Below are 18,768 nucleotides of genomic sequence, written 5' to 3'. Positions count from 1 at the left end.
TGGCGCGATGTCGATCTTACGTATGTCAGCCGGGGCCTCGGCGGGCAGGATGACCTCGGACCGGCGCGAGGCGGTTCAGGGCAGGACCACCGAGCGGGTCAGATGGGCCGGCTTGTCGGGGTCGCGCCCCGCGTCCTCGGCAAGGCGCACGGCAAGACGCTGGGCGAGCACGAGTTCCGCGAGCGGGTCGAGCTCAGGGCGGCGAAGGTACGCGCCGGTGGCCTCGATCCGGGCGGCCAGCTCCGCGGGCAGCGGCGACAGGCTACACACGGCTCGTCCGGGTCCGGCCACCGCGATGGGGCCGTGGCGGTACTCCATGACGGGGTAGGACTCGGTCCACCGGGCCGCCGCCTCACGCACCTTGAGCGCCGCCTCGTGCGCGAGCCCGGCGTGCCAGCCGTCGCCGAGGAAGGTCACCTGCTCCGCCGCCACCAGCCGTGGATCCAGCGGCGCGCTCAGGGCCGTGGCCACGTCGGTCAGTGCCCGGTCGACGTCGTGTCCCAAGTGGGCCAGCAGGAGCATCAGTTGAGTGGTCGGATAGCGGGTCTGGACGACGGACCGTTCGTCGGCGTGGTCGAGGATGATCACGTCGTCGGCGGCGCGCGCGGCGGGCGACCGGGGCACCGCCGTGAGCGTGGTGACGCGCGCGGAGGAGCGGGCCCCGAGGGCGGTGAGGACCTCGGTGGTGGTGCCGGAACGGGTGAGGGCCAGGATGCGGTCGTAGGGGCGGTGCAACCGGGCCGCGGACGCGGGGAACGCGTCGGTGGGGCCGTGCCCCAGGTCCTCCCGCAGGTGCGCGTAGGCCTGGGCCATGAACAGCGACGTACCGCAGCCGATCACGGCGACCCGCTCGCCCTTGGCGGGCAATGCCTGTGCGTATTCCGGGAGTTGCTTCAGCGCGTACTCCCAGCACTGCGGCTGGGAGTCGATTTCCTGGCTCGTGAGCGACATGGCGGGTGCTTTCTCTGGCCGGTCAGGTGAAGGCGATGGGGTGGGCGTGATGGGACGGGTGTGACGGGGCGGCTCAGTGGCCCAGCAGAAGGCGCAAGGACGGCTGGAGGCGCTCCGCGTGGGCGCTGACCATGTCGTCGCACAGCCGCCAGATCTGTTCCACGGGCAGGGCCGCCGCCGTGGCCGGGTCCGTCATCGCGGCGTGCCGGATGTGGCGCGGCTCGTCGTCGATGGCGGCGCGTACGACCAGGTCGTTCATGCTGAGGTACGTGCGGTTGAGCGCCGCCAGTTGCGGGGGCAGCGAGCCCACGCGGGTGGGCTGGATGCCGGAGGCGTCGACGAGGCAGGGCACCTCGACCACCCCGTGGCCCGGGAGATTGTCGATCAGGCCGTGGTTGGGGACGTTGCCGTAGACGGTGCGCGGGGTGCCGGTCACGATGCTGTGGATGATCTGCGGGGCGTACTCCATGGTGCCCTCGACGGTGAGCGGTTCACCGGCGGCCAGGGCGTCACGGGTGTGGTGATAGGCGGCGACGTTCTCCTCGACGATGCCGAGGTAGGCGCCGACCGGCAGCCGCAGGCGCTCGATCTCGCTGTCATGGTGCAGGTACCAGGGGACGTACTCGGAGGAGTGCTCGCTGGTCTCGGTGGGGTAGAAGCCGAGCCGCCGGTACATGTCGACGCGGACGCGGCGCCGCAACTGCGCGTCCCCCGCAATGAGTTCGTCGAGCCGTGGGTAGAGGTCGCGGCCCTGGTGCTCGAACTTCAGCACCCACGCCTGATGGTTGACGCCCGCCGCCCGGTAGGTGATCTCCTCGTACGGGACGTCGATCAGCTCGGCCAGATCCCGCATGGTCCAGTACACGGAGTGGCACAGGCCCACGACCCGGGTCAGGCCGGTGGCCCGGCTGAGGTACTGGATGTTCATGGCCATGGGGTTGGTGTAGTTCAGGAGCCATGCGTCCGGGCACAGTTCGGCGATGTCCGCGCCGAGGGCCTTCAGGAGCGGGAAGGTGCGCAGGGCGCGGAAGATGCCGCCGATGCCGAGGGTGTCGCCGATGGTCTGGCGCAGTCCGTGACCGGCCGGGATCTCGAAGTCGGTGCGGGTGGCCTCGCCCATGCCGACCTGCACGATGTTGATGACGAAGTCCGCGCCTTCCAGGGCCGCGCGGCGGTCGGCGTGGCTCGTGACGGTGGCGTGCGCGCCGAGATGTCCGGCGATGTAGGAGGCCGCGGCCTGTGCGGTGGTCAGACGTTCGGCGTCGATGTCGTGCAGGGCGATGTGGGCGCCCTTCAGTTCGGGGAAGGCGAAGAGGTCGGCGAGCAGGCCCTGGGTGAAGACGACGCTGCCGGCGCCGATGAAGGCGATCTTGGGGTGGGTCATGAGGCGTGCGCTCCGCTCGGGGTGGTGTGGGCGAGGACTTCGTCCCGCGTGGGCTGGGCCTGCGTGCCGCCGTGGGCGCGGGTGGACAGCGACCCGCAGGCGACGGCGAACCGCAGCGCCTCGTGCGGGGGCCGTCCGTCGAGCAGCGCGGTGATGAATCCGGCGTCGAAGCTGTCCCCGGCGCCGACGGTGTCGACGGGGGTCAGGGGCAGGCCCGGTGCGGTCAGCAGGGTGTGGCCGTTGTGACAGAGGGCGCCCGCGGCGCCGTTCTTGACGACGATCAACGGGACGCGGGCGGCCAGGAGTTCGGCCGCGCGCTCCGGGCTGCCGCCCGTCGGTGTCCCCGCCAGGTGCAGGGCTTCTCGGGCGTTGGGCAGCAGGATGTCGGTCTCGGCGAGCACGGCGTCGAGGGCTGCCCGGTCCCACCGCCCCGACGGGTCGTCCTGGGTGTCCAGGGACGTGCTCGCGCCGTGCCATCGTGCGGTGCGCAGCAGCCGGGGCAGGTCGGCGGCCAGGCGGGGCTGGAGGAAGTACGAGGCGGCGTGGACGTGCCGGGTGTCGGCAAGGAGCTCGGCGGGAACGTCGTCGCCGCTGACGGTGGTCAGAGTGCCCGGAGAGGTGAGGATGGCCCGGTCCTCGCCCTGGGTGAGCACGACGGTGAGCGGGGTCGGCCGGGAGGCGTCCGTCCGCAGGGCCCGGGTGTCGACGCCGCGTGCGGTGAGCGCGTCGCGCATGTAGCGCCCGGCCTCGTCATCGCCCACGCGCCCGGCGAAGGCCACCTTCAGGCCCAGGCGGGCGGCCCCGCACGCCATGATCGCCGCCGAGCCGCCGAGGGTCAGGGCCCCGGCGTCGACGAGTTGTTCACGCTGGCCGAAGGCGAGCGGGCCGGTCAGCGGGCCCAGGATCACATCGGGGTTGGCGTCCCCGATCACGAGCAGATCGTACGAGGGGGGCATCGACTTCCTTCGGGTCGTACGGGGGAGGGGGCGGAAAAGGGAAGGTCAGCCCTTCAGGCCGCTGGAGGTGACCGAGCGGATGAAGGCCTTCTGGGCGAAGAGGAACGCGAGCAGGACCGGGAGGACGGTGATCACGTTGCCCGCCATCACCGCGGACCAGCGGGTGTGGTGCTGCCCCTGGAAGGTGGTGAGTCCCAGCTGCAGCGTGTACTGGGTGTCGTGGTTGATCGCGATGAGCGGCCAGGTCAGGTCGTTCCACGTGGTGAGGAAGGTCAGTACGGCCACCGTGGCGAGCGCGGGCCGAGCGAGTGGCAGCACGATCGACCAGAGGACCCGCAGCCGCGAACAGCCGTCGATCCAGGCGGCCTCCTCCAGTTCCCTGGGCAGGGAGAGGAAGAACTGCCGCAGCAGGAACACCGCGAACGGCGTGACCAGGGAAGGCACGATCAGGGCGCCGAGGGTGTCGATGAGGCCGAGCTTCTTCATCACGAGGAAGGTGGGGATCATCGTCAGCTGGAAGGGCACCGCCATCGTCGCCAGCATCAGCACGAGCAGCGTCCGCGAGCCACGGAAGCGCATGCGTGCGAACGCGTAGCCGCCGAGCGCGCCGAAGACGAGGTTCGACGTGACCGCGACGGCGGAGACGATCGCGGAGTTCAGGAGCCAGCGCGGGAACATGGCGTTGCCGAGCACATAGCGGTAGCCGCCCAGATCGACGCTCGACGGCCACAGCGCCGGCGGGAAGCGGTTGATCTCGGCGTTGCTCATCACCGAGCTCAGGAGCAGCCAGATCAGCGGCACCGCGAAGAGCAGCGCCAGCGGGGCGAGCAGCGCGTGCCAGCCGCTGAACGGCAACCGGAAGCGGCGGTGGCGCAGGGCTGCGGGTCCGGCGGCCCGGCGCGCGGTGGCCTCGGGTGCGGTGGTCGTCGCGGTCATTAGGTGGCTGCTTTCGTACGAAGGGTGCGCTCACGGCCGGGGCCGCGGCCACGGACCACGCGCAGCACGACGGCCACCACGAACAGGGCGAGCGCCAGGACGTACGCGGCCGCGGCGCCGTACCCGGCGGTGAAGTTCTTGAAGGCCTGCTCCCAGATGAAGTAGACGATCACCGTGGTCGACCCGAGGGGCCCGCCCTTGGTGGTCACATAGACGAGGTCGAAGACCTGAAGGGACTGGATGGTCTGCCACAGCAGCAGGAACACGCTGACCGGGGAGAGCGCGGGCAGTGTCACGTGCCGCAGCAGATGCCACCGCCCCGCGCCGTCCAGGCGGGCCGCCTCGATCAGTGACTGCTCGACGTCCTGCAGCGCGGCCAGGTAGATGACGGTGCACAGCCCGGTGCCGCTCCACAGCGTGATCGCGACCAGCACGAACAGTGCCTGCGAGGAGTCGGTGAGGAAGCCCTGCGGCGAGATCCCCAGGCGGTGGAGCACGGAGTTGGCCGCCCCGAACTCGGGATCGAGGATGAACGAGAACAGCACGCCCTGGGCGGTGGCCGAGATGACGAACGGCACGAAGAACAAGGTGCGGTACAGGCCGACGAAGCGGATGCGCCGGTTCAGGGCCAGGGCGAGGGCAAGGCCGATGGCGATGCTCAGGGGCACGTACAAGAGGGTGTAGAGCAGGGTGTTGCGCACGGCCTGGCTGAAGTGCGGGTCCTGGGACAGCGCCCGGTAGTTGTCCAGGCCCACCCAACGGCTGGGCGTGACAAGGTCATTGGCCTGGAAGGACAGCAGCAGCGACCACACGACCGGCAGGACGCTCAGTCCGAGGATGACGACAACGGCGGGGGAGACGAAGGCCCAGGCGGTGGCGGTCTCGCCGCGGCGCCGACGGCGCAGGGTGCGTCGGCCGGACGGGTCCGGCGGCAGGGTCAGGGGGCGGGGAAGTGGCGGCATGTCGGTCCTCAACGCGGGATCAGGAGGGAGGCGTTGGCCTCTTCGGCGCAGGAGCGCACCGCGTCGGCGGGGCTCTTGCGGCCGAGCAGCACGGAGACGACCGCCTGCCCGAGGGACTGGGAGATGCGGGGGTAGGCGGCGTGCACGGGGCGGACCCGCGCCGACGTGACCGCCTCGGTGAACACCGGAAGGCCGGGCATGTCGGCGGCGTGCTCGCGCCAGGCCGGGCGGTCCTGGCTGCGCCGGCTCAGCGGGAGGCTGCCAGCCTCGACGGCCCAACGGCTGTCCTGGGCAGGCTGGTTGAGCCAGGTGACGAAGGTGCGAGCGGCCGCCTCCCGGGCCTCGCCGTTGTCGAAGACCGTCCAGGTGTCGGGGCCCGAGATGGTCATGGGGCGCCGGCTGAAGCTGGGCATCGGCACGACGTGATAATCGACCTTGGCCTGCGCGATGTCCGGCAGCTGCCAGGGCCCGGTGGGCACCATGCCCATGCGTCCGGAGAGGAAGACCTGGTACATCTGCTCGCTGCCGGGCTTGGGGTCGACGTACACGCTCTTGTCGCGCACCAGGTCCCGTACGACCTCGAGGGCGCGGACGCCTTCCTTCGCGAAGCCGATGCCGCGTCCGTCGTCGGCGATCACGTCGCCACCCAGATCCCACACCATCGGCCACATCCGCCACACGGTGTCCTCGTCACCCGTGCCGGGCCAGCCGGTGCCGAAACGGCCGCGGGAGGCGTCGGTCAGGCGGCGTGCCGTGTCGGTGAACTCCTGCCAGGTCCAGCCCGGTTCGGGCAGATCGAGTCCCGCCTGCGCGAAAAGCTTCTTGTTGCAGACCACGGCGAGGCAGTCCAGGAGCGCGGGCACCGCACGGACCCGGCCGTTGACGGTGACGGCCTGCCGGGCCGGGGCCCAGAAGTTGCGCCACGGCGTCGGCCCCTCCCGCACGTGGGTGGTCAGGTCGACCACCTGGGGGCTCCGGGCGACGCTGGCCAGGTCGGAGCCGAAGACGTACGCGATGTCGGGGTAGGAACCCGCGGCGAGCGCGGCGGTGATCTTCTGGAGCATGGCGTCGGCGAGGACACCGCCGCCCATGTCGACGCGGATGTCCGGATGAGCGGCGTGAAAACGGGCCACCAGTCCCTTGAGGACTGTCGCCGCGGTGTCCGTCTGGCCGTGCCACAGCTGGATGGTCACCCGCCCGTCGGGCCCGACTCCGTCGGCGGCCCCCGTGCCGCAGCCGGCCAGCGCGCCCCCGCCCGCCACCATCGCGGCCGCGCCGCCCGCGCGCAGCACACTGCGCCGTGACGGCCTGCCCGGCGCTCGGGGTCCTGTGCTCATCACTGCCTCCAGGGGGATCGGGTGCCCGCGCGGCGCGAGAGGTCCATGGGCATGCGGAGGCCATGGGCCGGTGCTTTCACGGCGGGGTAGGGAGAGGTCGAAAGGGTTGGGGAGCTCAGCAGGTCTCGCGGAGGTGGCCGGCGCTGCCCGCTGGTGTCACGTCGACGTCTCGGCGCACGATGCCCAACCGGTCGCCGTAGTCCGCGCAGGCCTTGCGCAGGCCGGCGTCCGTGTACTCGATGACCAGGACGTCGTCGCCGAACGCGGAGGTGTAGTCCCCGCATTCGTCGTACGCGCCGCACTCCTCGGCGACGGCGAAGTCGAGCCCCGTCCGTTCGCGCTCGCCGGCCAGCTGCGGAGTGTTCTTCTGCGCGACGGCCAGGCCCTGTTCGTGGGCGTGCGCGGAGAGCAGCGCGACGTACGACATGGCCTGGTCGGCCGTCAGCAGGTCGGGGAAGCGGGTGAAGGTGTCGTAGTTGTCCGGCTCGACGGCCTGGAAGCCCTTGTCGGCGCAGCCGTCGATCCAGCCGCCGACCTTGGCGGCGATGCGCTCGCGTCTGGACGCGGTGCGGATGTCAAGGACGGCCTCGCCCCATTCGCCGTCGTACACGACATCGCCGTTGCCGTCCCGCAGCAGCAGGTCGGGATCCCAGTCGTCCTCCGCCCCCGGCTGGGCCTGGAAGGCGTTGAGGTAGCAGATGTTGTAGAGGCCGGGAGCGGGGGCCGCCGCCGCGTCCCGGCTGACGGTCTCGACCCCGGCGAGCGGTGTGTACGCGCCACCGATCTGGTAGTCGAACCCGGCGTGACGCGGCGGCAGCGGGGCGGCGGTCGCGCCCGCGGAGGCGGTCGACGGGGCGAGCAGGCAGGCGGCGGCGGTGGCCGTGAGGGCCGCGGACGCGGCGACACCCCTGCGCAGAACACGATTGAGGCTCATCTCAGAGCTCCAGATGTCTGGGGGCACGTCCCCGCCTCGGACACGGGAAGGGTCCTGGCGACTCAGTCCGGGCTCATGGCCGAGGCCAACTACCGGCTAGGCGTACCTCTGCGCCGAGTGCTCGGCATCGGCGTGCCAGGGAGTTAATCGAGCAGCTTCGGTCATGTCAAGAGATGAGGGCTGAAGAGCACTTGGCCGACTCACGCACAAACGCGCACGATTTCTGCGGGACTCTGCTCGTAACGGCATCCGGGGTCTATGCTCGCCCAGTGCTGAGAAGCGACCGCCAGGCGCGGATACTTGAGCATGTCGCCGCCCAGGGCAGCGCCGACGTCACGCAGTTGGCCGGACTGCTCGGCGTCTCGCAGGCCACGGTGCGCCGGGACCTGCGGCAGCTGAGCGACCAGCGGCTCCTCGAACGCACGCACGGCGGCGCGGTCCTCGGCAACGTGAGCATCGAGGTGCCGCTGAAGCACCGGATCGACCAGCGTTCCCCGCAGAAGCAGGCCATCGCGCGGGCCGCCGCCCGGCTGGTCCCCGCAGGTGCGGTGGTGGGTCTGACCGGCGGCAGCACCACCACGGAGGTGGCCAGGCTGCTCGCCGACCGCGGCCCCGTCACGATCGTCACCAACGCCGTGAACATCGCGGCCGCCCTGGTCCTGCGCCCGACCGTCACCCTGATCGTGGTCGGCGGCACCGCCCGCAGCGAGAGCTACGAACTGGTGGGCCCCATCGCGGAGAAGACCCTCGCCGACCACCACACGGACATCGCGTTCCTCGGGGTGGACGGCATCAGTGCCGCCCACGGGTGCACCACGCACGATCAGTTGGAGGCGGCCACCGACCGCGCCTTCGCGGGACACAGCAGCCGTACGGTCGTGGTCGCCGACCACACCAAGATCGGCAGGGCGACGTTCGCCAAGATCTGCCCGACGGCCGGGGTGCACACCCTCGTGACCGACGCCGGGGCGACCGGCGACGAGCTGGACGCCATCGCCGCCGTCGGTGTGCGGGTCACCGTCGCGTGAGCACCGCCGGTCGAGGAAGGGTCAGTGTGCGATCGAGTCGATCAGCTCGCGCGCGCCCTGGCGCAGCAGCGTGACCGCCACGGACGTGCCGAGCGTCGCCGGGTCGAGCGGCCCGGCCCACTCGTGGGCGTTGAGGACCGTCTTGCCGTCCGGGGTGAAGACCCGGGCGCGCAGCGAGAGGTCGCCGCCCCGCTCGCAGCGCGCGTACCCCGCGATGGGGGAGTTGCAGTGGCCCTGCAGGACGTGCAGGAACATGCGCTCGGCGGTGGCCTCCCGCCAGGCCTCCGGGTCACCGAGGCCCGACACGGCGTCGATGGTCCGCGTGTCCTCCTCGCGGCACTGCAGCGCCAGGATGCCCGCGCCGATCGGCGGGCACATCGTCTCCACCGAGAGCACCTCGGTGACCACGTTCATGCGGTCGATGCGCTCGAGGCCCGACACCGCGAGCAGCAGCGCGTCCGCGTCGCCCGCGGCCAGCTTCTCCATCCGGCGCCCGGCGTTCCCGCGCATCGGGACGCACTCCAACTCCGGGTGCGAGGCGGCCAGTTGGGCGATGCGGCGCACGGACGAGGTGCCGATGCGGGTTCCCGCGGGGAGCTCGTCCAGGGTGAGCCCGCCGGGGTGGATGAGCGCGTCACGGATGTCGTCGCGCCTGAGGAACGCGGCGAAGGTGGTGCCCGCCGGAAGCGGCCGGTCCGCCGGTACGTCCTTGACGCAGTGCACCGCGAGGTCCGCCTCGCCGGCGAGCAGCGCCGCGTCGACCTCCTTGGTGAACGCGCCCTTGCCGCCGAGCTTCGCGAGGTCCCCCATCCAGCGGTCCCCGGAGGTCGTGACCGGCACGACCTCCGTACGGATCCCGGGGTGCAGCGCGGCGAGTTCGGCGCGTACGCGCTCCACCTGGGCCAGCGCCATGGGGGAGGAACGGGAGACGATGCGGATCAGCTCAGGAGCGGACATGCGCACCACGATAGGCGCTTCCCACCGCCATCTGTTAAAGGGCGTCGCACGGGAACCGCGGGTCCGGTCGGCCCGGTGAGCCCGGCCGGTCCTGGCGTGCGTGACGCACCCGGCCCTCATAGCGTGAGAAGCAGCCGGTCACCGTCCTGCCCCCGCGCGGGTCCCGGCGTCCGTCACCTGGGAGGTTCCATGTCAGCCGCCGACGCACACCAGCGGTCCCCGATCGTTCTCGAACGCATGGCCCCCACCCATCTGGCCGACGTACTGGCCCTGGGACGTGAGCTGTACGACACGTCGGTGAAGCCGTACACCTCCTGGTCCCTCTCGGCGATCGCCCGGCATCTGGACGCCGACGCCTCCTCCTGCTGGGTGGCGCTCGACGGTGGTGATCTCGCCGGGTTCGTCCTCGGCTCGATGGGGTTCGACCAGCGCGCGGACTGGGGGAACCTGGAGTGGATCGCCAGCGCCCCCGCCCATCAGGGCAAGGGCGTCGCCAGCCATCTGGTGCAGGCCTGCTGCGCGACGCTGACCGCCGCCGGGGCCACCGCCGTGGTGACCGACGTCGAGTCGCGCAACACCGCCTCCGCCACGCTGATGCGGCGCAACGGCTTCGAGGAGAGCGTGACCGTCACCCTCTTCGTGCGCGAGGCACCGGACGCGGCGGTCTGACGGACCCCTCCGTCGCTACCCCGCGCAGTCCTTGCCCGGCTCCAACGGCGGCGCCTCGACGCCCAGATGGGACTTGCAACGCGGCGTGTTCCCCGCGTCCTGGTGCCAGGACGCGGGCCGCGGGCGGATGAAGAGCGCCGCCGCTGCCGCCGCGAGGACGAACAGGCCCGCGCAGCCCACGGCCGCCTTGCCGAACGCCGAGTTCAGCGCGCCCGCGTCCGCGTACGCCGTGCCCGAGAGACCCACCGCCAGCGGCAGCGCGGCGACGACCAGCATCTGGGCCACCCGTGCCGCGGTGTTGTTGACGCCGCTGGCCAGACCCGCGCGCCCCGCGTCGACCGAGGCGAGGACCGTCGCGGTCAGCGGAGCCACGAACAGGCTCATCCCCAGGCCGAGGACCACGACCGCGGGGAGGACTTCCGTGACGTACGCGGCCCCGGGCTCGATCCGCAGCATCAGGAGTGCCCCAGCGGCCGCGGTCAACGGGCCCGCGACCAGCGGCAAGGTGGGCCCGACGCGGCGCGCCAGATCACCCGCGGCGGCCGAGAGCAGCAGCATCAGGACCGTGATCGGCAGCGTCGCCGTGCCCGCCTGCAACGCGTCGTAGCCCAGCGTCGTCTGCAACTGGACCGGCAGCATGAACAAGAGCCCGCCGATGGCCGCGTACAGGCACAGCGTCATGACGTTGGCGGCGCTGAACAGGCGGGAGCGGAAGAGGGAGAGCGGCAGCATCGGGTTGCGGCGGCGGTGCTCGACGACGACGAAGGCGACCCCCGCCGCGAGCCCGCCGAGCCCCGGCAGGAGCGCCGCCGCCGACGAGTCTCCCGCGGCGCCGATCAGCGCGAAGCTGATGCCCGCGAGGCACAGTGCCGCCAGGCACGCCCCCGTCACGTCGAACGGCTTCTCCGCGGCGCCCTCGGACCGGCTCTCCGGCACGTGCCGGACCGCGAAGAGGACGAGTGCCGCCAGCGGCACGTTGATCAGGAAGATCCACCGCCAGCCGGGGCCGTCGATCAGCCAGCCGCCCAGGAACGGCCCGACCGCGCCCGCCACCCCGCCGAGCCCCGACCAGGCACCCACCGCGCGTGCCTGGTCCTTCGGCCGGAACGACGTACGCACCAGGGCGAGCGACCCCGGCGTGAGGAGCGCGCCGCCGATGCCCTGCAACGCCCGCGCCGCGATGAGCATCCCCGCGTTCTGCGCGAGCCCGCACAAGGCCGAGGCGACGGCGAACCACACGACGCCGATGACCAGGGTGCGCCGCCGCCCGATCCGGTCGCCGAGCGCCCCGCCGAGCAGCAGCAGCGCGGAGAGCGTGAGCATGTAGGCGTTGACGACCCACTGCAGGGACGCGAGTGACGTGTCCAGGTCCCGGCCGAGGGTGGGCAGGGCGACGTTGACCACCGTGCCGTCCAGCATCGCCATCCCCGACGCCAGGACGGCGCAGGTGAGCACCCAGCGGCCCCGTGCCGAGGCCAGTGCGACACCTCCGTCGGCGTCGTCCGTCGCCGAAGCCTCGGATGCGGTTGCCATCGCCCTCCGTCCGTCCTGCCTACATGTGCACCGCGCTGCCGCCCGCGTCCGAGTGGACCGGTGCTCCCCTGCGGTACAGCACGACCGTAACGATCAGCCCGACCGCGAAGAAGACCGCCGACCAGGTGTACGCGGTCGAGTAACTCTCCATCGCGGACTGGGCCTTCACCTGGGGCGTCGGATTCTTGCCCACGAGGTAGTTGGCCGCGGCGCTCGTCGCCAGGGAGTTGAGCAGGGCGGTGCCGATCGAACCGCCCACCTGCTGGCTGGTGTTGACCATCGCCGACGCCACTCCCGCGTCGTGCGCGGCGACCCCGGCGGTGGCCATGCTCATCGCCGGCGCGAAGACCAGACCGAGTCCGAGACCGGCGACGAGCAGCGGCGGCAGCACGTGCGCCGCGTACCCGCTGTGCACGTCGAGTGCGGTGAGCCAGGCCATCGCGGCGGCCGCCAGGCCCATGCCGAGCGGCACGATCGGCTTCGCGCCGAACCGCGGCACGAGCACGTTGGTCGTGACGACGGAGATCACCACCATCACGGCGACCATCGGCAGGAACGCGAGCCCTGTCTTGACCGGCGTGTAGCCGAGGATCTGCTGGAGGTAGTAGGTCAGGAACAGGAAGACACCGAACATGCCCGCGCCGGAGATGAACATCGCGAGGAACGACGCCCCGCGGTCCCGGTCGAGCACCACCCGCAGCGGGAGCAGCGGGTGTGCGGCCCGCGTCTGCCACCAGGCGAAGGCCGCCACGAGGACGGCGCCGACCACGAGGAAGCCCCAGGTGTCCACGTCGCTCCAGGCGTGCGTCTCGGCGTTGGAGAAGCCGTAGACGATGCAGAAGAGGCCCGCGGAGACCAGCAGGGTGCCGGGCACGTCCAGCTTCGGCCGGTCGGCGGGCCTGCCGCCGTGCAGCAGCCGGGCGCCGCCCAGCATGGCGAACACCGCGAAGATCAGGTTCACGTACAGGCACCAGCGCCAGTCCAGGTACTCGGTCAGGATGCCGCCGAGAAGCAGACCGACCGCGCCGCCCGCGCCCGCGATGGCGCCGTAGATGCCGAACGCCTTGGCGCGTTCCTTGGGGTCGGTGAACGTCGTGGTGAGCAGGGACAGCGCGGCCGGTGCCAGGAGCGCGCCGAACACGCCCTGCAGGGCGCGGGCCACCACCAGCATGGTGAAACTGGACGCCGCGCCGCCGAGGGCCGAGGCGAGCGCGAAGCCGCCGAGACCGGCGAGGAAGACGACCTTGCGGCCCACCAGGTCGGCGATGCGCCCGCCGAGGAGCAGCAGGCTGCCGAAGGCGAGCGCGTACGCGGTGACGATCCACTGGCGGTTGCCGTCGCTGAACCCGAGGTCCTGCTGGGCCGAGGGCAGCGCGATGTTCACGATCGTCGCGTCGAGGACGACCATGAGCTGGGCTATGCCGACGATGCCGAGGATGAGCCAGCGGTGCTCGTGGCTTCCGCCGCTGGGATGTGGGGGAGCGGAGGCGCTTGATCCTGCGGTCTGCCCCGCTTCGAAGGGCTCGGGCGCGGGCGAGCGGTCCATCGGTGCCTCCAGACGTCCCCCGCCTCTCAAGACATCCCCGTCACACCGTAGACGCGCTGCTCAGAGCCCGCGACCGGGGCATGGTGAGGCCCGGGCCGCGGAGCCGTCGAGCAGTGCGGCGGGGACGGTCAGCTCTGCGGCTGGCTGATGTTGACCATCCAGGGGATGCCGAAGCGGTCCGTGCACATGCCGAACACGTCGCCCCACATCTGCTTCTCCAGCGGCACGGCGACCGAGCCGCCGGCGGACAACTTCTCCCAGTAGCCGCGCAGCTCGGCCTCGTCGTCGCCGCTGAGGCTCACCGAGAAGTTGTTGCCCGGGGTGTGGTCCATGCCGGGCGGTGTGTCGGCGCCCATCAGGGTGAAGCCGTTCGGTGCCTCGAGCATGCCGTGCATGATCTTGTCGGCGGACGGAGTGTCCTGCTGGCCGGCTTCACCGAAGGTGTGGAGCGCGAGCTCGCCGCCGAAGACCTCCTTGTAGAACTCCAGGGCCTGGCGGGCGTCGCCGCCGAAGCTCAGATACGGGTTGAGTCGCGAGACCATGAAAACCTCCCGGAACGGGGTGGAACGGTCAGTAGCGCGGAGACTAGCGCGGGGCACTGACATCGGCCCGGCGAGCGACGGGCGCCCGGCCGGGCGCCGGGCATGCGGGGACGCGACGGGCATGCGACACGTCGTCCCCTGATGGACGGAAAGTCCGCTGCATGTAGCGTGCAGCCATTTGTCGCACCCGGTTATTCAATCTTCATCAAATACGGTCCGGCATCCGGACGGACCCCTTGTGTGCGGACTGTATGCGAAATACGTTCTGCCGTATTCCTTGATCGTCCACGATCAGCCCGGAACCACCCTGGCGGAGGTACCTACCCGTGCGCCGAAAAGCGGTTGCCCTCGCGGCAGTTGCCCTGGTGATGTCCCTGACGGCGGGCTGCGGCTCCCTGCAGTCCTCGGCCACCGAGGTCGGCGGTGAACGCATGACCGACGACCGTCCCGTGCGGGACGGCGGCACTCTCACCGTCGCCCTCAACTCCGACCCGGACAAGCTCGACCCGACCCTCGCGCAGACCCTCGTGGGCCGCACCGTCTTCGCCGGGATGTGCGAGAAGCTCTACGACATCGACGAGCGCGGGACGGTGATCCCGCAGCTGGCCGAAGCCCTGCCCAAGACGTCGAAGGACGGCCGCACCGTCACCTTCGCCCTGCGCAAAGGCCTCAGGTTCAGCGACGGCACCAAGCTGGACGCGGCCGCCGCCGTCACCTCGCTGCTGCGCCACCGCGACCTCGCGGGCTCCGCGCGCGCCACAGAACTCGCGCCGCTCTCGAAGGCGGAGGCGACCGGCCCGTACACCGTGAAGCTCACGCTCAAGCAGGCCTACGTACCGCTCACGGCCGTCCTGGCCGACCGCTCCGGCATGGTGATGTCACCCGCCGCGCTCAAGAAGTACGGCAAGAACTTCACCAACCACCCGTCCTGTGTCGGCCCGTTCAAGTACGTGGAGCGGGTCGGCGGCGACCGCATCGTGCTCGCCAAGGACCCGAACTACTACGCGGCCGACCAGGTCCACCTCGACAAGGTGATCTACAAGCCGATACCCGACGGCAACGTACGCCTGGCCAACCTGCGTTCCGGGGACATCCAGGTGGGCGACCAGATGACACCCGTCGACGTGCGCAGCGCGCTCACCGAGCCCGACCTCCAGCTCTTCAACTCGCCCTCGCTCGGCTACCAGGGCATCGGCTTCAACGTCGGAAACGTCAAGGGCCTGGGCGAGAAGCCGGGCCGCATCGACACGCCTCTCGCGCGTGAACCCCGGGTCCGTGAGGCCTTCGAGCTCGCCATCGACCGTGACCTCATCAACAAGGTCGTCTTCCAGGGCATGTACGAGCCCGCCTGCGGCCCCGTCTCGCCCGAGTCCGCCATCGCCCCCGGCGTCAAGGCGACGGCCTGCCCCAAACGGGACGTCGCCAAGGCCAAGCGGCTCCTGAAGGAAGCCGGGGTGAAGACACCGGTCCGCATCGAGCTGAAGGTGTCCACCACGCCCGAATCCAGCCGCATCGGACAGGTCGTACAGGCCATGACCAAGGAGGCGGGCTTCGCGGTCACGCTGCGCCCCACCGAGTACGCCACGATGCTCGAGGAAACCGACTCCGGACGCTACGACGCCTTCACCAGCGGCTGGTCGGGGCGGCTCGACCCGGACGGCAACATCGCCAGCTTCCTCCAGACACGCGGCGCGATGAACGCCTACGGGCTCTCGGACCCCGGCATCGACCGGCTGGTCGAGCGCGGCCGCGCCGAGGCCGACCCGGAGGAACGCAGCAAGATCTACGGGGAGTTGACCCGCCGCGCCCAGGAGCGGCGCGGGCTCATCTACCTCTACCGCCAGAAGAACTACATCGTCGCCGGCAAGGACGTCGCGGGCGTGCGCGTCTACGGAGACGGTCTGGTCCGCCTCTCGACTGCGGGGTACACCCGATGAGCCTGAGCCCCATGACGTCCTATCTGCTCACCCGCGTACGCCAGTCCCTCATCACACTCGTCCTCGTCAGCATGGTCGTCTTCGCCGGCATCCGCGCCCTGCCGGGCGACCCGGCGCTCGCACTCGCCGGTGAGGAGCGCAGCCCCGAGGCACTCGCCGCCATCCGCGAGAGCTACGGCCTGAACGACAACATCGTCGTCCAGTACGGGCGATTCATCGGCCACGCGATCACCGGCGACCTGGGGACCTCCTCACGCACCGGCCTCCCCGTCTCCGACGCGATCGCCGCCGCCCTGCCCATCACCCTCGAACTGGCCGCTCTCTCCCTGCTGCTTGCGGTCACGGTCGGCATCGGTGCGGGCATCGTCGCCGCCGTGCGACGCGGAAAGCCGGAGGAGTGGCTCGCCAACGCGCTCGCCCTCCTCGGGCTCTCCGTCCCCACCTTCTGGCTCGGCATGGTCCTGGTCCTCGGCCTCGCCATCGCCGTGCCGGTCTTCTCGGCCTCCGGATACGTGCCCTTCGGCACCGACCCGCTGGACAACCTGCGCCGCATGGTGCTGCCCGCGATCGTCCTCGGCTCGGGGCTGGCGGCCGTCGTGATGCGCCAGACGCGGGCGGCGATGCTCGACTCGCTCTCCGCCGACTACGTCCGCACCGCGCGGGCCAAGGGCCTGTCCCGGCGAGAGGTCATCGGCGGCCACGCGCTGCGCAACTCCCTGGTCACCGTCGTGACCGTGCTCGGCCTCCAGCTCGGACACCTCATCTCGGGAGCCGTCGTCACCGAGCAGATCTTCGTTTTGCCCGGCTTCGGCAAGCTCACCATCGACGCCGTCTTCACCCGCGACTACGCGACCCTGCAAGGCGTGGTGCTGTGCACCTCCGCCGCGTACATCCTCATCAACCTGCTGGTCGACGTGGCGTATTCGGTCATCGACCCGCGCATCCGGCTCGGAGGTGCCCGGTGACGACAGCGGTGCTCACACGACTGCGGCGGACACGTTCCGCCACGGCGGGCAAAGGCAGCGGCAAGCTGCGCGCCCTGCGCAGGAACCGGCTCGCCATGACCGGCGGCGTCATCGCCGCCGTGTTCGTCCTCGCGGCGCTCTTCGCGCCACTGGTCGCGCCGTACGACCCCGCGCGCCCAGATTTCGCGGACGCGCTCGCCGCGCCCAGCTGGTCGCACTGGCTCGGCACCGACGACCTCGGCCGCGACCAGCTGTCCCGCGTCGTGTACGGGGCGCGGGCCTCCATGCAGGTGGGCGTGGTGGCGGTGGCGCTCGCATTCGTCGTCGGCGTACCGCTGGGGCTGCTCGCGGGCTACTACGGCAAGTTCACCGACAGCGTGGTCTCCCGGCTCACCGACACGATGCTGGCCTTCCCCTTCCTGGTGCTCGCCGTGGGGCTCGCCGCCGTGCTCGGCCCCTCGCTCACCAACGCGACCATCGCGATCGGGATCTCACAGATCCCGGCCGTCATCCGCATCACCCGCGCGGAGACCTTGCGGCTGCGGCACGTCGACTACGTGGCCGCCGCCGTCGCCAACGGAGGCGGTGACGCCACCGTCCTCTTCCGGCACATCCTGCCCAACGCCACCTCCGCGCTGACCGTCCAGGCGACCGTCGGCATCCCCGCCGCGATCATCGGGGAGGCGCTGCTCAGCTTCCTCGGCCTGGGAGTGCAGCCCCCCGAGGCGTCGCTCGGCGTGATGCTCTCCGGCGCCCAGTCCTTCCTCGCGCCCGCGCCGTGGATGGCGGTCTTCCCCGGGCTCGCGGTCGTCGCCGCCACCCTGGCGTTCAACCTGCTCGGCGACGGCCTGCGGGACGTCCTCGACCCCCGAGGAGCCACCCGATGAGTCACCCCGTCAGCAATCCCGTACTGAGCGTGCGCGACCTGTCGGTCTCCTTCCGCTCCGACACCCGCACCGTGCACGCCGTCGACCACCTGTCGTACGACGTCGCGCCGGGCGAAGTGCTCGCGGTGGTCGGTGAGTCGGGATGCGGCAAGTCCGTCACGGCGATGGCCGTGATGGGGCTCCTGCCGCCCACCGCGCACATCGAGGGGTCGATCAGACTCGGCGGCGCCGAGCTCGCAGGGGCGAGCGAGAAGGAACTCGGGCGGGTCCGCGGCAAGGACATCGCGATGATCTTCCAGGAGCCGATGACCTCGCTCAACCCGGTCCTGACGATCGGCCGGCAGATAGGCGAGGTGCTCCGCCGCCACCAGGGCCTGTCGAAGAAGGAGGCACGCGCGCGTGCCGTCGACCTCCTCGACCTGGTGGGCATCCCCGCGCCCGCCCAGCGCGTCGACGAGTATCCGCACCAGCTCAGCGGCGGTATGCGGCAACGCGTCATGATCGCGATAGCCGTCGCCTGCGATCCGTCCGTCCTGATCGCCGACGAGCCGACCACCGCGCTCGACGTCACCGTCCAGGCGGGCATCCTCGAAGTCCTGCAGTCCCTGCGGGAACGGCTCGGCACCGCGATCGTGCTGATCACCCACGACCTGGGCGTGGTGGCCGACACCGCCGACCGCGTCCTGGTCATGTACGCGGGCCGCCCCGTCGAACAGGCCCCGGTGCACGAACTGTTCGCCGAGCCGCGCCACCCGTACACCCGCGGCCTCCTCGGCGCGGTCCTCCGCCCTGGCGGCGAGGGCAAGCGGCGGCTGCCCGAGATCCCCGGCCTCGTGCCGAGTCTCGACGCGCAGCCGGACGCCTGCACCTTCGCCCCGCGCTGCGCGCACGCCGACGACCGATGCACCACCGGCAGGCCCGGCTTCAAGGCGGTCTCCCGCACCGCCGGAGCCGATGCCGCGCACCGCGCGGCCTGCTGGCACCCGCAGGACGCCGCGGTTCTCACGCCCACCATTCAGGAGGCCGGACAGTGACTCCCACGCAGACTCGCGAAGCCGAGACGGCCCCGGTGCTCGAACTGGTCGACCTGGGACGGCACTTCGCCTCACCTGGCGGTCTCGTGCGGGCCGCCGATGGCGATGCCGCGCACCGTGCGGCCTGCTGGCATCCGCAGGACGCCGTCGTTCTCGCGCCCACCATTCAGGAGGCCGGACAGTGACTCCCACGCAGACACGTGAAGCCGT

18 protein-coding genes are annotated in these 18,768 nt (G+C 71.2%); 7 read left to right on the top strand and 11 right to left on the bottom strand.

Going from position 1 to position 18,768, the window contains the following annotated elements:
* Nucleotides 1-75 precede the first annotated feature (75 nt).
* From AB0I66_RS04595 to AB0I66_RS04565, 7 genes are all read right to left on the bottom strand, one after another.
* Complete coding sequence (locus AB0I66_RS04595; protein ID WP_363206201.1) at nt 76-951, bottom strand: SIS domain-containing protein; 876 nt, start codon at nt 949-951, stop codon at nt 76-78.
* Between the two features lie 73 nt (nt 952-1,024).
* Nucleotides 1,025-2,335, bottom strand: coding sequence for an alpha-glucosidase/alpha-galactosidase (locus AB0I66_RS04590; RefSeq protein ID WP_363206200.1), 1,311 nt, complete (start codon nt 2,333-2,335; stop codon nt 1,025-1,027).
* Nucleotides 2,332-3,291, bottom strand: coding sequence for a carbohydrate kinase family protein (locus AB0I66_RS04585; RefSeq protein ID WP_363206199.1), 960 nt, complete (start codon nt 3,289-3,291; stop codon nt 2,332-2,334). The genes AB0I66_RS04590 and AB0I66_RS04585 overlap by 4 nt, the downstream gene beginning before the upstream one ends.
* Before the next feature lie 45 nt (nt 3,292-3,336).
* Nucleotides 3,337-4,227 carry a carbohydrate ABC transporter permease gene (locus AB0I66_RS04580; RefSeq protein ID WP_363206198.1) on the bottom strand — a complete coding sequence of 297 codons (891 nt, stop codon included), beginning with the start codon at nt 4,225-4,227 and terminating at the stop codon, nt 3,337-3,339.
* On the bottom strand, nt 4,227-5,189 hold the full coding sequence (locus AB0I66_RS04575) for a sugar ABC transporter permease (RefSeq protein WP_363206197.1): 963 nt from the start codon (nt 5,187-5,189) through the stop codon (nt 4,227-4,229). The genes AB0I66_RS04580 and AB0I66_RS04575 overlap by 1 nt, the downstream gene beginning before the upstream one ends.
* Before the next feature lie 8 nt (nt 5,190-5,197).
* Nucleotides 5,198-6,526, bottom strand: a complete 1,329-nt coding sequence (locus tag AB0I66_RS04570; RefSeq protein WP_363206196.1) for an ABC transporter substrate-binding protein — start codon at nt 6,524-6,526, stop codon at nt 5,198-5,200.
* Nucleotides 6,527-6,641: 115 nt separating this feature from the next.
* Nucleotides 6,642-7,460: an endo alpha-1,4 polygalactosaminidase gene (locus AB0I66_RS04565; RefSeq protein WP_363206195.1), complete on the bottom strand. Its 819-nt coding sequence runs from the start codon at nt 7,458-7,460 to the stop codon at nt 6,642-6,644.
* A gap of 269 nt (nt 7,461-7,729) precedes the next feature.
* Here AB0I66_RS04565 and AB0I66_RS04560 point away from each other — a divergent pair, with 269 nt between their 5' ends.
* Complete coding sequence (locus tag AB0I66_RS04560) at nt 7,730-8,488, top strand: DeoR/GlpR family DNA-binding transcription regulator (protein ID WP_363206194.1); 759 nt, start codon at nt 7,730-7,732, stop codon at nt 8,486-8,488.
* Between the two features lie 21 nt (nt 8,489-8,509).
* Here AB0I66_RS04560 and hemC read toward each other — a convergent pair whose 3' ends face one another.
* On the bottom strand, nt 8,510-9,445 hold the full coding sequence (gene hemC, locus AB0I66_RS04555) for a hydroxymethylbilane synthase (protein ID WP_363206193.1): 936 nt from the start codon (nt 9,443-9,445) through the stop codon (nt 8,510-8,512).
* Between the two features lie 189 nt (nt 9,446-9,634).
* On the opposite strand from hemC, the gene AB0I66_RS04550 reads away from it, so the two are divergent.
* The gene (locus tag AB0I66_RS04550) at nt 9,635-10,114 is read left to right on the top strand and encodes a GNAT family N-acetyltransferase (protein ID WP_363206192.1); all 480 of its coding nucleotides are present in this window, start codon (nt 9,635-9,637) and stop codon (nt 10,112-10,114) included.
* A gap of 15 nt (nt 10,115-10,129) precedes the next feature.
* On the opposite strand, the gene AB0I66_RS04545 is transcribed toward AB0I66_RS04550, so the two are convergent.
* The 3 genes from AB0I66_RS04545 to AB0I66_RS04535 all read right to left on the bottom strand — a co-directional run bounded on the left by AB0I66_RS04545 (nt 10,130) and on the right by AB0I66_RS04535 (nt 13,735).
* The gene (locus AB0I66_RS04545) at nt 10,130-11,647 is read right to left on the bottom strand and encodes an MFS transporter (protein WP_363206191.1); all 1,518 of its coding nucleotides are present in this window, start codon (nt 11,645-11,647) and stop codon (nt 10,130-10,132) included.
* 19 nt (nt 11,648-11,666) lie between these two features.
* Nucleotides 11,667-13,193: an MFS transporter gene (locus AB0I66_RS04540; RefSeq protein ID WP_363206190.1), complete on the bottom strand. Its 1,527-nt coding sequence runs from the start codon at nt 13,191-13,193 to the stop codon at nt 11,667-11,669.
* A 128-nt stretch (nt 13,194-13,321) separates the two neighbouring features.
* Nucleotides 13,322-13,735, bottom strand: coding sequence for a VOC family protein (locus AB0I66_RS04535; RefSeq protein ID WP_363206189.1), 414 nt, complete (start codon nt 13,733-13,735; stop codon nt 13,322-13,324).
* 326 nt (nt 13,736-14,061) lie between these two features.
* On the opposite strand from AB0I66_RS04535, the gene AB0I66_RS04530 reads away from it, so the two are divergent.
* The 5 genes from AB0I66_RS04530 to AB0I66_RS04510 all read left to right on the top strand — a co-directional run bounded on the left by AB0I66_RS04530 (nt 14,062) and on the right by AB0I66_RS04510 (nt 18,743).
* Nucleotides 14,062-15,672, top strand: a complete 1,611-nt coding sequence (locus AB0I66_RS04530; RefSeq protein WP_363206188.1) for an ABC transporter substrate-binding protein — start codon at nt 14,062-14,064, stop codon at nt 15,670-15,672.
* A gap of 11 nt (nt 15,673-15,683) precedes the next feature.
* Nucleotides 15,684-16,637 carry an ABC transporter permease gene (locus tag AB0I66_RS04525; protein WP_363206187.1) on the top strand — a complete coding sequence of 318 codons (954 nt, stop codon included), beginning with the start codon at nt 15,684-15,686 and terminating at the stop codon, nt 16,635-16,637.
* Between the two features lie 65 nt (nt 16,638-16,702).
* Nucleotides 16,703-17,524 carry an ABC transporter permease gene (locus tag AB0I66_RS04520; protein WP_363206680.1) on the top strand — a complete coding sequence of 274 codons (822 nt, stop codon included), beginning with the start codon at nt 16,703-16,705 and terminating at the stop codon, nt 17,522-17,524.
* A complete protein-coding gene (locus tag AB0I66_RS04515) occupies nt 17,521-18,558 on the top strand; it encodes an ABC transporter ATP-binding protein (protein WP_363206186.1) in 1,038 nt (345 codons plus the stop codon). Before AB0I66_RS04520 ends, AB0I66_RS04515 begins: the two co-directional genes overlap by 4 nt.
* Nucleotides 18,555-18,743 carry a hypothetical protein gene (locus AB0I66_RS04510; RefSeq protein ID WP_363206185.1) on the top strand — a complete coding sequence of 63 codons (189 nt, stop codon included), beginning with the start codon at nt 18,555-18,557 and terminating at the stop codon, nt 18,741-18,743. The genes AB0I66_RS04515 and AB0I66_RS04510 overlap by 4 nt, the downstream gene beginning before the upstream one ends.
* Nucleotides 18,744-18,768 lie beyond the last annotated feature (25 nt).

Source organism: Streptomyces sp. NPDC050439, assembly GCF_040655335.1.
Taxonomy (GTDB): domain Bacteria; phylum Actinomycetota; class Actinomycetes; order Streptomycetales; family Streptomycetaceae; genus Streptomyces.
Note: the sequence above shows the minus strand (reverse complement) of the source record. Positions and strands in the feature narration are given on the sequence as shown.